Raw genomic sequence first — 13,132 nt, 5'->3', positions numbered from 1 at the left:
CGGTCGGGACGGCACCCTCGGGGGCGCCGTCCCGACCGGGCCGGTGTCGAACTGTCCGCGGAGGCCGCGCTACGGCACGCTCCGCTGGCCCGGCAGGGTAGGCCTGCCGTGACCCGCCGCATACGCCTCCGGAACCGGTTTGCCCAGCTCGGCTGCGGGCGCCATCGCGGAGGGCCCGCCGGGTCCCGCCTGAGGGCGTCTGGTGCCCGGCCCCGCCTGGGCGGGGACGACGGACTCCAGGATCGACGTCCGGTCAGGGTCGCTCTGCGGACGACGGGCCCGGTAGGCCGCCCGGTAGGCGGCCGGGGAGGACCCCAGCTGCCGCCGGAAGTGGCCGCGCAGCGCCACCGGGGACCGGAAGCCGCATCGGCCGGCGACCTCGTCGACCGAGTAGTCGGAGGTCTCGAGCAGCCGCTGGGCCTGAAGCACCCGCTGGGTGATCAGCCACTGCAGCGGGGCGGACCCCGTCAGCGAGCGGAACCGGCGGTCGAACGTACGCCTGCTCATGTAGGCGCGCGCGGCCAGCGTCTCCACGTCGAACTGCTCGTGGAGGTGCTCCAGCGCCCAGGACACGACCTCGGCCAGTGGGTCCGAGCCGATTTCTTCTGGTAAAGACCTGTCGAGATAGCGCTCCTGACCGCCGGTGCGACGGGGTGGGACGACGAGCCTGCGGGCGAGCGCTCCGGCCGCCTCCGTGCCATGGTCGGTGCGCACTATGTGGAGGCAGAGGTCGATTCCGGCCGCTGTTCCCGCGGACGTCAGCACATCACCGTCGTCGACGAACAGCTCACGCGGATCCACGTGCACGGACGGGTAGCGCTTCGCCAGGGTCGGCGCGTACATCCAGTGGGTGGTGGCGGGGCGCCCGTCGAGCAGGCCGGCCGCGGCCAGGACGAACGCCCCGGTGCACAGGCCGACGATGCGGGCGCCCTCCTCGTGTGCCCGGCGCAGCGCGTCGAGCGCCTCGGGCGGTGGCGGCGAGGTGATCGAGCGCCAGGCCGGCACCACGACCGTGCCCGCTCTGCTGATCGCCTCGAGGCCGTACGGCGTGGTCAGTTCCAGGCCGCCGGTGGTCCTCAGCGGTCCGTCCTCGCCGCCGCACACGAGCAGGCGGTAGCGGGGAACTCCGGCGTCCTGACGGTCAATTCCGAACACCGAGAGCGGGATGGAACTTTCGAATATAGGGCCGCCGCTGAACAGCAGCACGGCGACGACTTCCCGGCGCCGGCGCCCGGACAGCTTCCGTGCCGTCTCCGGCGCGGCGGAGTCCTGACTCATGACGCTAAACCCCCCTCGAAGTACGCGTCTCCCCGTTCGTTTCGGGCCTTTCGCTCCTGCACGTTTCCCCTCGGTTCTGCACGAGTCCCCCGGCCTTCGATACTCATGATCGAATCTACTGCGTCCCGTGGCGCCGGCGTGACAAGTTCGGGATGCCCCGCTATGTCGACATGGCAACTTGGCGCGATGCATTCGATCACGAAGCGTTCCACTCGGGGGGCCCACAGGGAAGTGCGCATCGCAGGCATGGCCCGTCCCCGTAGGGTGCCAGAGGGGCCTTCAGCCCTTTCTTCCCTGGTGACAAGGGGGTTGGCAGGCCATTTCGACAAGGATCGGCCTGCGTAGTGAAGTTGGCTGAAAACATACGGGTGCGGGCGTGTAAAACCGTCAGCCGCCCGGCGCGCCTCTTGCGCCGCGCCGCGCACCGCGCCGCGCCCCGGGGACGGTACCGGAGTGCCGGCCTCCGGCCGACCGCGCGTCCCCGGCGGCGCGACCCCGTGCGGCCGTCCGTTCCGAGTGGCGCAACAGCACCCGGCACGCCGCCGTCACCGCGGCGAGCCCGAGGGCCGCGGTGGCCGCGCCACCGACGGAGGTGCCGTACACGACGAGCACTACGGGGACCAGTAGGCAGCTGAAGGCACCCCAGCGGACGACATCACCGGCGGGGCTCGCGGAGCTCGCCGGGTCCTCCGCCCGGGAGGGGGCGGTCGGGGCCGGTACGGAGGGGGCGGTGGCGGGGCGGCGGGACGGGGGGCCGGGGGAGCGGTGGGGGCCGGGCGGGGGTGCTGGCACAGAGGCTCCTGGGGGCGGCGGGGTGACCCACTGGCCAACGAGGACCGTGGTGGTCCGGTCACCCGGTGGCGCGCAGACGGCTGTAGTGGCCAAGCGGCATTGCGATCCTGGGCGCGCTCGGGCATGCTCCCTGGAACGTCGCGCATGGGGACAGCGGGCCCTGGGCAGGAGAGGAGTGTCGCCGTACCCTTGGGGGTACGGGCGGGGAAGACGATTCCCGGACACAGCTCCACCGCCCCTCCAGCCGACGCGCTTTCCTCAATCGATCACTCCGAAGAGGACCTCCTTCGCCGAGACACCGATGGCCGGTCACGAAATCCCCGAACCCGCGGACCGCAAGCAGGTAGCCGATCCCTTGTCGGACCTGCGGGCGGCTGAAGAAGCACGCCATTCATGCGATCCCGCCTTCCGGCACGGAGTCGTCGTCGGTTTCGACGGATCGACGTCCAGTGAGCGAGCGCTCGCCTATGCCATCGGCATGGCAAGGCGGACCGGATCCGGTCTGATCATCGTCCATGTCGCCAACCGGCTGCCGACGACCGTCTGGGCCGGCTGTGAGCCGCCCGTCTTCGTCGACGTGCCCGATCACCGCACCGAGGTCCTGGGCCTCGAGCTGGCGTGCGCGGACTACCTCGCCGAGGTCCCGTGGATCCTGGTCGAGCGCGGCGGCGACATCTGTCATGAGCTGGAAGAGGTCGGCCGCGAGTATTCGGCCGACGCGATCGTGGTCGGCTCCACGCACGGCATCGTCGGCCGGCTCTTCGGATCGGTCGCGGGGCGGCTCGCCAAGCGCGCGCAGCGCCCGGTCGTTGTGATCCCCTGACGCGGACGTCCCTGCGGGCCCGGACTCGACCCTCCGAACCGGATCCACCGAGCTGGATCGCCTGCACCGGATCTTCGGTGCGCCTTCTCGTACGACCGGCTCCAGCACCCGCCTTCCCTGCCGCCCCCGTGGTCCCTTTCCCCCCTTCTTGTCCCGCCTGTCGGGTGAGACCCCGTCAACTGCCCTACGTGCCAGGCATGTACGGAAATCCACCCATGCGTAAAGGTGGATTGTGCGCTTGTGAAGGGTAGATATCCGGTCGCTGGGATTGCAGCACATGGCGCAGCACAACTGCACAGGACAGGAAGGGAGCCCGCCGTGGACAACGGAGTCTCTGCGGGAACTGGTTCTACTTCGACTCTCGGCAACCTCGCCCTCGGGCTGACGCTGCTGGCCTTCGGTGTGGGCAACACCGGAGTGATCGACAACGTCTCCGCCGCCGATGCCGCCGCCCTCGCGACATGGGTCGGCGGAGTGGCGCTCTTCGTCGTCGGCCTGCTCGAGTTCCGCGCGGGCAACGGCGGTTCGGGAACCGCCTTCGCCGGTCTCGGCGCCTTCTGGTTCACCTGGGGGACCGCCGTGGGAGGCGAGACCTCGGCCGAGGCGGCGGGCCTGTTCATGCTGCTGTGGGCGCTGCTCGCCCTGACGCTGACCGCCGCCGCCTCCGGCAGCGGCGTGCTCGGCCAAGGGGTGTACGGGCTGCTGACGCTCGCACTGCTGCTGGGTGCGATAGCCGCCTTCGCGGGCAACGAGGGCCTGGCCAAGGCCGGCGGCTGGGTCGGCGCGGTCGCGGGCCTGGTGGCCTGGTACGGCGCGACGGCGGCGCTCGCCAAGTGGCCGACGTTCACGGGGCGCGCTGCCGGCCGGCGGGTGACGGCCACCGGCTGAGGCCCGCGGGCCTCACGGCAGCTCGACGGGCGGCGCCCCGGGTGGCGCCCGCCCTGTGAAAAGGGAACGCCCCCTGTGTGCACGGTGGCACACACAGGGGGCGTTCCTCATGAACCGTCCCGCGGCCGTCGGCTACTCGACGGTGACGGACTTGGCGAGGTTGCGCGGCTTGTCGATGTCCCGGCCCAGCGCCAGTGCCGTGTGGTAGGCGAGGAGCTGGAGCGGGATGCCCATCAGGATCGGGTCCAGCTCGTCCTCGTTCTTCGGCACCACGATGGTGTGGTCGGCCTTCTCCTGCTCGCGGTGGGCGACGGCGAGGATGCGGCCGCTGCGCGCCTTGATCTCCTCGAGCGCGGCCCGGTTCTTCTCCAGCAGCTCGTCGTCCGGCACGATCGCCACGGTGGGCAGCGCGGGCTCGATGAGCGCGAGGGGGCCGTGCTTGAGCTCGGAGGCCGGGTAGGCCTCGGCGTGGATGTAGGAGATCTCCTTGAGCTTCAGGGAGGCCTCGAGCGCCACCGGGTAGCCGCGCACCCGGCCGATGAACATCATCGACTTGGCGTCCGCGTACTCCGCGGCCAGCTTCTTGATCTCGTCCTCGGACTCGAGGATCTCGCTGATCTGCGCGGGCAGCTTGCGCAGGCCCTCGATGATCCGCTTGCCCTCGGCGACGGACAGGTCGCGGATGCGGCCCAGGTGCAGGGCGAGCAGGGCGAAGGCGACGACCGTGTTGGTGAAGCACTTCGTGGAGACGACGCACACCTCGGGGCCGGCGTGGACGTAGGTGCCGCCGTCGGCCTCGCGGGCGATGGCGGAACCGACGACGTTGACCACGCCGAGGACGCGGGCGCCCTTGCGCTTGAGCTCCTGGACGGCCGCGAGGACGTCGTAGGTCTCGCCGGACTGGGAGACGGCGATGTACAGGGTGTCAGGGTCCACGACCGGGTTGCGGTAGCGGAATTCGGAAGCCGGCTCGGCGTCGGCGGGGATACGGGCGAGGGACTCGATGAGTCCGGCGCCGATGAGTCCCGCGTGGTAGGAGGTGCCGCAGCCGAGGATCTTCACGCGGCGGATACCGCGGGCCTCGCGGGCGTCCAGGTTCAGGCCGCCCAGGTGCACGGTGTTGAACCGGTCGTCGATCCGGCCGCGCAGCACACGGTCGACCGCGTCGGGCTGCTCGGAGATCTCCTTGTGCATGTACGTGTCGTGGCCGCCCATGTCGTAGGAGGCGGCCTCCCACTCGACGGTCTCCGGGGTGGCGGTGGTGGACGCCCCCGTGGTCGTGTAGGTCCGGAAGTCGTCGGCCTTCAGGGTGGCCATCTCGCCGTCGTCGAGGGTGACGATCTGGCGGGTGTGGGCGACCAGGGCGGCGACGTCGGAGGCGACGAACATCTCCTTCTCGCCGATGCCGAGGACGACGGGGGAGCCGTTGCGGGCCACCACGATGCGGTCGGCGAAGTCGGCGTGCATCACGGCGATGCCGTACGTGCCCTCGATCACCTTGAGGGCCTCGCGGACCTTCTCCTCCAGGGTGGTGGCCTGGGAGCGGGCGATCAGGTGGGTGATGACCTCGGTGTCGGTCTCGGAGGCGAAGACCACACCGTCCGCCTCGAGCTTGACGCGCAGCTCGGCGGCGTTGTCCACGATGCCGTTGTGGACGACGGCGACCTTGTTCTCCGGGTCCAGGTGGGGGTGCGAGTTGATGTCGCTGGGGGCGCCGTGGGTGGCCCACCGGGTGTGGGCGATGCCGGTGGTGCCGGCGAAGCGCTTGGGGACGCGGGCCTCGAGGTCACGGACCCGGCCCTTGGCCTTGACCATCTTCAGCCCGGGGGACTTGGGGCTGCTGATGACCACGCCCGCGGAGTCGTAGCCGCGGTACTCCAGCCGCTGCAGACCCTCCAGCAGCAGCGGAGCAACGTCACGCTTGCCGATGTATCCGACAATTCCACACATATATTTTCTGCCCCTCCATAGATCAGAAGTGTGCCCGGCCCCGGTGGGCTGCTCAGCCGTAGACCATGCGGCGCAGCTGGCGGAGCGAGAGCTCCGGCGGCGCCACGGCGCGGTGCGGCAGTTCGGCCGCGATCCGCTCGAAGATCTCGGTGTTCACCGCGCCGCCGGACTTGAGTTCGCGATGGCGGCGGCGGACGAACTCCTCGGTCGTCTCGTCGAAGTACGCCAGTACATCGAGCACCACCCGGGCGGCTTCACCGCGCTGGAGCGCGGTGCTGCGCACCAGGTGGTCGATGAGATCGTCGTGCGACAGGCGCACAGACGGGCGAGGTTCGAGCACCCGTAGATATTGGAGGGCGGGTGCTGCTCTTCGCAAGAATCCTGCCCGAATCCGGGCAGGAGATAGCTCACACCCGCCCCGGAGGGGTCCGCTCCGCCGTGCCGCATCCGTCCTCGCCCGGTGAATCGGCGTCCGGCGCCGACGCTACCGGCGCGATCGGGGCGGGCGGTCCGTCCGTATGATCTCCGGCGACGGGGGATTTCTTCGCCGGTGGAACGAGTAAGTGGTCTACACCTTGACCGCCGTTGAGGTGCACGGTACGCATGGGTGATCGAGTGGTTGCTCTGCGCACAGACGAGAACCCCGTCGAAGGGACCCCAGCCTGTGAGTCAGCCCAGACCGATTCCCCGCCTCCTCGGTTCGCTGTTGCTTGTGACAGCGGCCGCCCTCTCCGGAAGCGTCGCCTCGGGCCCGGCCGCGGCCTCCGGCGGCGAAAGCGCCGCCACCGTCCGGCCGCTCGGCCAGATCGTCCCCGCACCCGCCTCCGCCGAGCCGGGCGGCGCCCCCTACACCCTTACCGCCCGCACCAGGATCCGCACCGACGCCTCACCCGAGGCGCGCGCCGTCGCGGAGCGCCTCGCCGAGGTGCTGCGCCCCTCGACCGGATACGCCCTGCCGATCACCACCCGGCCCGCGGTCAGGTCGATCAACCTGCGGCTCAGCGCCGGGGCGAGCACCCTGGGCGACGAGGGCTACCGCCTGAAGTCCTCCCCCGGCGGGGTCACCATCACCGCGCACCGGCCCGCCGGCCTCTTCCACGGTGTGCAGACGCTGCGACAGCTGCTGCCCGCCGCGATCGAGGCGGATTCTCCCCGCGGTGGCCCGTGGCAGGTCGCCGGCGGCACGATCACCGACGTCCCGCGCTATGCGCACCGGGGTGCGATGCTCGACGTCTCGCGGCACTTCCTCACCGTCGAGCAGGTCAAGCGCTACATCGACCACCTCGCCCTCTACAAGATCAACACGCTGCATCTCCACCTCTCCGACGACCAGGGCTGGCGCATCGCCATCGACTCGTGGCCGCGGCTGGCCACGTACGGCGGCTCCACCCAGGTCGGCGGCGGCCCCGGAGGTCACTACACCAAGGCCCAGTACAAGGAGATCCTCCGGTACGCCTCCTCCCGCTATCTGGAGGTCGTGCCGGAGATCGACATGCCGGGGCACACCAACGCCGCCCTGGCCTCGTACGCCGAGCTCAACTGCAACGGCGTGGCCCCGCCGCTCTACACGGGGACGGCCGTCGGCTTCAGTTCGCTGTGTGTGCGCAAGGAGCTGACGTACGACTTCGTCGACGATGTGATCCGGGAGGTGGCCGCGCTCACGCCGGGCAGGTACATCCACATCGGCGGTGACGAGGCGCACCGCACCAGCCACGACGACTATGTGGCGTTCATGAACAGGGTGCAGCCGATCGTCGCCAAGTACGGCAAGACCGTCATCGGCTGGCACCAGTTGACCGGCGCTACCCCGCAGAAGGGCGCGCTGGCCCAGTACTGGGGCCTCGACGGCACCAGCCAGGCGGAGAAGGCACAGGTCGCGGAGGCCGCGAAGAACGGCACCGGGCTGATCCTCTCGCCGGCCGACCGGGTCTACCTCGACATGAAGTACAACAAGGAGACCAAGCTGGGCCTCGCCTGGGCCGGGTATGTCGAAGTGCAACGGTCCTACGACTGGGATCCGGCGAACTACCTGCCGGGCGCACCCGCGAGTGCCGTCAAGGGGGTGGAGGCGCCGCTGTGGACGGAGACCATCTCCACCGACGCGCACATCGACCAGATGGCGTTCCCGCGTCTGCCGGGTGTCGCGGAGCTGGGCTGGTCACCGGCGTCCACGCACGACTGGGACACCTACAAGGTGCGGCTCGCGGCGCAGGGGCCGCGGCTGTCGGCGCTCGGCATCGACTTCTACCGCTCGCCGCAGGTGCCCTGGCCCGCGCAGTGAGCGTCGGGTGAGGAGCCGGCGCCCGGCGGGAGGGACCGTATCCCGCCGGGCGCCGGCCGTTCTCGGGCGCCGTCTCTGGGCATTTTTAGGAGGCGAAGCGTGCGATCGGGTTCGTGAGTGTGCCGACGAACTGGAGCGCGGCCGACGGGTCGGCCAGGTCCACCATCTGCCGGTTGTTGCGCAGCTGGAGCCGGTTCAGGCAGGACAGCGCGAACTCGTCCGCGAACATGTCGTACTGCGCGAACTTGTCCGCCAGCTCCGGCACCGACCGCTGGTACGCGCGGACGCACTCGGCGACCGTGCGCCAGAAGTCGTCCTCTGGGAGCACCTCCTCCTCGGCGAGCGTCGCGCCGAGGAAGCGGAAGAAGCAGTCGAAGACGTCGGTGAAGATCGAGAGGATCCTCGTCTCCTCCGGCACCTCCACCCGGATCCGGTCGACGGACGGGGGCAGCACCGCGTCCGGGTCCATCACCGCGATCTCCTCCGCGATGTCCTTGAAGATGGCCCGCCGGACGGTGCCGTTCTCGCCGAGCACCAGGATGACGTTCTCGCCGTGCGGCATGAAGACCAGGTCGTACGCGTAGAAACTGTGCAGCACCGGCAGGAGATAGGCGTCCAGATAGTCGCGCAGCCACTCGGTGGGGGCAAGGCCCGACTCGGCGATCAGGGCGCCCGCGAACGACGCGCCCTCATGGTCGATGTGCAGCAGGGACGCCATGGTCGCGAGCCGCTCGCCGTTCTCCAAGGACGACACCGGGCTCTCGCGCCAGAGGGCGGCGAGCATCTTGCGGTACGGGGAGTACCGGTCCGTCGCGGCCTCGTACTCGCGGTGGCGGTAGCCCACGGCCGCACGCTCGCGGATGATCGAGAAGCGGGCGGCCTGCAGCACGTCGTCGCCGTCGATCAGCCCGGCCAGCCAGTCGTTGATGGCCGGCGTCGCCTCCATGTACGCGGCGGAAAGACCGCGCATGAAGCCCATGTTGAGGACGGACAGGGCTGTCTTCACATAGTGCTTGGCCGGGGCGTCGGTGTTGAAGAACGTCCGGATGGACTGCTGCGCCAGATAGCGGTCGTCGCCCTCGCCCAGGTACACCAGCCGCTGCTGGGCGATCTCGGCGGCGAAGGTCACGGACAGTTTGTTCCACCACTGCCAGGGGTGGGCCGGGATCAGCAGGTGGTCGGCGAGATCGAGGCCCTGGTCCGCGAGGGTCTTGGCGAAGCGGTCCACGGCGTCGTCGCCGAGCTCGGCCCGGATGAAGGTCTCGTAGTCGATGCCGGCGCCGGCGGTGAACGCGGCGCGGTCGCGGCGGGCCGCCAGCCACACCAGCCGGAGGGGGTTCGCGGCCTCCGGGGCGTAGGCGTGGTACTCGTCGATGCCGAAGCCGAGCCGGCCGTTGTTGGCCACGAAGCAGGGGTGCCCCTCCGTCATGCCGGTCTCGACAGCCTGGAAGTCCGCCTTGGCCAGCTCGGCGGACGCGACCCGCGGCTTCGCCGACTTGTACGCCGTGCCGGAGAGGGTGGAGGAGATCTCCTCCAGATACACGGGAAGGATCTCGTCGCTCAGGCCGAGGGAGCCCCGCATCTCGATGACGAACTCCAGCGCGTCCAGCGGCAGCCGCGCACCGTCGCGGTGACGGCTGATGGAGTCGGCGGCCACCTGCAAGTGGTCGAGGGCGAACCGGCGGGCGGTGAAGCGGTACTCGGTCGCACCGTCGTCCGCGACAAGGCGGTAGGCGCCGTCGCCGAGGTGCTCGGGCGTGAGCAGTCGCTCGTGGGTGAACTCGGCGAGGGCCTTGCGGACGAGGAGCCGGTTGGCGTGCGCCCAGCGGTCGGGCGTGAGGTGGGACACGGGGTTCATCGGGTCACCGCCGTGGCCGCCTCGAACTGCTCGCGGGTGCAGAAGCTCAGCAGAGCCTCTTTCTCGGGCTTCACTATCTTCTCGGCGGCGACAAAGCCGACGGCCTCGTTGAGCCGGTGCACGGCCGAGTTGCCGACGTCCGGCTCGACCACGACCCGCTTCGTCGCCGGATCGCCGAACAGCTCCCGCATCACGGCGGTGATCACGGCGAGGGTGAAGCCGTGCACGGGCCGGTCGGTCGGCGCGACGAGGAAGTGCATGCCGACGTCGCCGGGCTCCGGATCGTACAGCCCGACGAGCTCCACGTACCGCGGGTCGTAGCTCTCCATCAGGAATGCGGGCTCGCCGTCGTTGAGGCCCATGAACGCGTGGTGGTGCTCGTGCGCCGCTATGCGCATGTACTCGCGCTCGACGTCCTGGAGTTTCGCGTCCTGCATCATCCAGAACGCGGCCTTCGGATGGGTGACCCAGCTGTGCAGCAGCTCGGCGTCCGCCAAGGGGTCGAGGGGCCGGAAGGTGAGGGGACCGACGGCGGTGGTGGTGCTCATACAGCGAACTCCTGGAACGCGATGGACTTCTCTACGGCGTAGTACTCGCTGCCCAGCAGCTCGCCGATGATGTAGGCGTTTCGGTAGGGGCCCATGCCCAGGTCGGGCGAGGTGATCGAGTGGGTGTGCACGCCCGCGTTCTGCAGGAAGATCTCCCGGCCGGCCGTGTCGATGGAGTAGTTGCGGGCGACGTCGAAGCGGCCGTGACCGTCGAGCCGGATCCGGTCGGCGACGGGCTCCAGGAAGGCGGGGGTGATGTACCGGTAGCCGGTGGCCAGGATCAGGCCCTCGGTCTGCAGCTCGTAGTCCTTGCCCTGCTCCTCCTGGCGCAGCCCCAGGGTGTAGGTCCCGTCCTCGTACGAGGCGGTCCGCAGCGCCGAGTTGGTCAGCAGCCGGGTGGGGACCGGGCCCTTCAGGTTCTTCTGGTAGAGCAGGTCGAAGATCGCGTCGATCAGTTCCGAGTCGATGCCCTTGAACAGGCTCTTCTGCTGGGACTCGAGTCTGTAGCGGGTCTCCTCCGGCAGCGCGTGGAAGTAGTCGATGTACTCCGGGGAGGTCATTTCCAGCGTCAGCTTGGTGTACTCCAGCGGGAAGAAGCGCGGGGAGCGCGTCACCCAGTTGAGCCGGTAGCCGTGCGCGTCGATCTCGGACAGCAGGTCGTAGTAGATCTCCGCCGCGCTCTGACCGCTGCCGACGAGGGTGATCGACTCCTTCTTCCGCAGCGCCTCCTTGTGGTCCAGGTAGCGCGAGTTGTGCAGCAGGTCCCCGCCGAGTCCCTGGCAGGCCTCGGGGATGTACGGCGGGGTGCCCGTGCCCAGGACGAGACGGCGGGCCGTGAAAGCGTCGTCGGCGGTGCGCACCACGTACACCTCGCCCTCTTCGTCGTACGACACAGAGGTGACGGTCGTGTTGAAGCGGATGCTGCTCAGCCGGGAGGCGGCCCACCGGCAGTAGTCGTTGTACTCGGTCCGCAGCGGGTAGAAGTTCTCCCGGATGTAGAAGGAGTACAGCCTGCCCTGGTCCTTGAGGTAGTTCAGGAAGGAGTAGGGCGAGGTCGGGTCGGCGAGGGTGACCAGGTCCGACATGAACGGCGTCTGGAGATGGGCGCCTTCCAGGAACATCCCGGAGTGCCATTCGAAGTCGGGCTTGGACTCCAGGAACAGGCCGTTCAGCTCGTCGATCGGCTCGGTCAGGCAGGCGAGACCGAGGTTGAACGGACCCAGTCCGATACCGATGAAATCAAGAGGCGTGGACAAGGTTCTCTCCAAGGAACTGCTCGGCGTGGCCGGCGATCAGGTCGAGGACGGCGGCGATGTCTTCGGTCGTCGTCTCGGGATTGAGCAGGGTGAACTTCAGGTACTGGCGCCCGTCGACCTTGGTTCCGGCGACCACGGCCTCGCCCGACGCGAACAGCGCCTTGCGGGCGTGGAGGTTGGCCCGGTCGATCAGGACAGGGTCGGTGACGGACCGTGGGATGTAGCGGTAGACCAGGGTGGACAGCTGCGGCTGCACGACCACGTCGTAGCGCGGGTCGGCGGCGAGCAGCTCCCAGCCGGCGGCGGCGAGGTCGCACACCTCGTCGAAGAGCTGCCCCACACCGTCGGCGCCCATCACCCGCAGTGTCATCCACAGCTTGAGTGCGTCGAAGCGGCGGGTGGTCTGCAGGGACTTGTCGACCTGGTTCGGTATCCGCTCTTCCACGGTGCGCCGCGGGTTGAGGTAGTCGGCGTGGTACGTGGCGTGGCGCAGTGTGGCCGCGTCCCGCACCAGCACCGCCGACGAACTCACCGGCTGGAAGAAGGACTTGTGGTAGTCGACGGTGACTGAGTCGGCGCGCTCGATGCCCTCGAGCAGGTGGCGGCGGGCGGGCGAGACCAGCAGTCCGCAGCCGTACGCGGCGTCGACGTGCATCCAGGTCTCGTACAGCCCCGCGAGCTCGGCGATCTCCGGCAGCGGGTCGATGGAACCGAAGTCCGTGGTGCCCGCTGTCGCGACGACGGCCATCGGGACCAGGCCCTCGGCGCGGCAGAGCTCGAGCTCAGCGGCGAGCGTCACGGTCTGCATCCGCTTCTCGCGGTCGACCGGTATCGAGACGACGGCCTCGGGGCCGAGCCCGAGGAGCGTGGCCGACTTCTGGACGCTGAAGTGGCTGCATTCGGAGCTGAAGATACGCAGTTTCGCCAGGTCAGTGGTCTTGGCCTCCTGGCGGGCCAGCAGCAGGGCCTGGAGGTTGGACTGGGTGCCGCCGCTGGTGAACACGCCGTCGGCGGCGGGGCCGAGACCGATCCGCTGCGCGGTCCAGTCGATCAGGCGGCGCTCGATGAGGGTGCCGCCGGCGCTCTGATCCCAGGTGTCCAGGGAGGAGTTGACGGCGGAGAGGACCGCTTCGCCGAGCACGGCCGGGATGACGACCGGGCAGTTGAGGTGGGCGAGGTAGCGGGGGGAGTGGAAGTAGACGGCGTCCCGGAGGTACACGTCCTCCAGCTCGTCCAGGGCGGCGGAGGAGTCTCCGAGCGGCCGGTCGAGGTCGATCGCGGAGACGACCGGGGCGAGCTGGTCCGGGGTGACCCCGGTGAACGGCCGTCGGGTCGTGGCGAGTCGGTTCGCCACCCGCTCGACTCCTTCGGTCACGGAGCGCCGGTAACGCTCCGCCGTCATGTCATTGAGCAGGTGCGAGCGCATGCAATGTCCTCCCGTGGCGGGGACCTGGTCGC

The 13,132-nt window shown here is 69.6% G+C and carries 11 protein-coding genes; 3 read left to right on the top strand and 8 right to left on the bottom strand.

The window, feature by feature from the left end; all coding sequences use genetic code 11:
- Window positions 1-69 precede the first annotated feature (69 nt).
- Together MDN94_RS02825 and MDN94_RS02820 are read right to left on the bottom strand one after the other, a co-directional pair.
- Window positions 70-1,278 carry a helix-turn-helix domain-containing protein gene (locus MDN94_RS02825; RefSeq protein WP_482724403.1) on the bottom strand — a complete coding sequence of 403 codons (1,209 nt, stop codon included), beginning with the start codon at window positions 1,276-1,278 and terminating at the stop codon, window positions 70-72.
- A 387-nt stretch (window positions 1,279-1,665) separates the two neighbouring features.
- On the bottom strand, window positions 1,666-2,070 hold the full coding sequence (locus tag MDN94_RS02820; protein WP_482724402.1) for a hypothetical protein: 405 nt from the start codon (window positions 2,068-2,070) through the stop codon (window positions 1,666-1,668).
- Between the two features lie 301 nt (window positions 2,071-2,371).
- Here MDN94_RS02820 and MDN94_RS02815 point away from each other — a divergent pair, with 301 nt between their 5' ends.
- Complete coding sequence (locus tag MDN94_RS02815; RefSeq protein ID WP_005317245.1) at window positions 2,372-2,893, top strand: universal stress protein; 522 nt, start codon at window positions 2,372-2,374, stop codon at window positions 2,891-2,893.
- A 318-nt stretch (window positions 2,894-3,211) separates the two neighbouring features.
- Window positions 3,212-3,781 (top strand): acetate uptake transporter, encoded by a 570-nt coding sequence (locus tag MDN94_RS02810; protein WP_482724401.1) that lies wholly within the window; start codon window positions 3,212-3,214, stop codon window positions 3,779-3,781.
- A gap of 132 nt (window positions 3,782-3,913) precedes the next feature.
- Here the strand turns inward: MDN94_RS02810 and glmS are convergent, their stop codons facing one another.
- Window positions 3,914-5,731 (bottom strand): glutamine--fructose-6-phosphate transaminase (isomerizing), encoded by a 1,818-nt coding sequence (gene glmS, locus MDN94_RS02805; protein WP_441263143.1) that lies wholly within the window; start codon window positions 5,729-5,731, stop codon window positions 3,914-3,916.
- A gap of 52 nt (window positions 5,732-5,783) precedes the next feature.
- A complete protein-coding gene (locus MDN94_RS02800; RefSeq protein WP_005317253.1) occupies window positions 5,784-6,050 on the bottom strand; it encodes a hypothetical protein in 267 nt (88 codons plus the stop codon).
- Between the two features lie 345 nt (window positions 6,051-6,395).
- Between MDN94_RS02800 and MDN94_RS02795 the strand changes: the two genes are divergently transcribed.
- Window positions 6,396-8,012 (top strand): beta-N-acetylhexosaminidase, encoded by a 1,617-nt coding sequence (locus tag MDN94_RS02795; RefSeq protein WP_482724400.1) that lies wholly within the window; start codon window positions 6,396-6,398, stop codon window positions 8,010-8,012.
- A gap of 85 nt (window positions 8,013-8,097) precedes the next feature.
- On the opposite strand, the gene MDN94_RS02790 is transcribed toward MDN94_RS02795, so the two are convergent.
- From MDN94_RS02790 to MDN94_RS02775, 4 genes are read right to left on the bottom strand one after another with little or no spacing between them, the layout of a single operon-like run.
- Window positions 8,098-9,870, bottom strand: a complete 1,773-nt coding sequence (locus MDN94_RS02790) for an IucA/IucC family protein (protein WP_482724399.1) — start codon at window positions 9,868-9,870, stop codon at window positions 8,098-8,100.
- Window positions 9,867-10,418, bottom strand: a complete 552-nt coding sequence (locus tag MDN94_RS02785) for a GNAT family N-acetyltransferase (RefSeq protein ID WP_482724398.1) — start codon at window positions 10,416-10,418, stop codon at window positions 9,867-9,869. The genes MDN94_RS02790 and MDN94_RS02785 overlap by 4 nt, the downstream gene beginning before the upstream one ends.
- Window positions 10,415-11,674, bottom strand: coding sequence for a lysine N(6)-hydroxylase/L-ornithine N(5)-oxygenase family protein (locus tag MDN94_RS02780; protein WP_482724397.1), 1,260 nt, complete (start codon window positions 11,672-11,674; stop codon window positions 10,415-10,417). Before MDN94_RS02780 ends, MDN94_RS02785 begins: the two co-directional genes overlap by 4 nt.
- Window positions 11,658-13,100, bottom strand: coding sequence for a pyridoxal phosphate-dependent decarboxylase family protein (locus MDN94_RS02775; RefSeq protein WP_482724396.1), 1,443 nt, complete (start codon window positions 13,098-13,100; stop codon window positions 11,658-11,660). The genes MDN94_RS02780 and MDN94_RS02775 overlap by 17 nt, the downstream gene beginning before the upstream one ends.
- Window positions 13,101-13,132 lie beyond the last annotated feature (32 nt).

It is taken from the genome of Streptomyces sp. WAC00040, from assembly GCF_056835925.1.
Note: the sequence above shows the minus strand (reverse complement) of the source record. Positions and strands in the feature narration are given on the sequence as shown.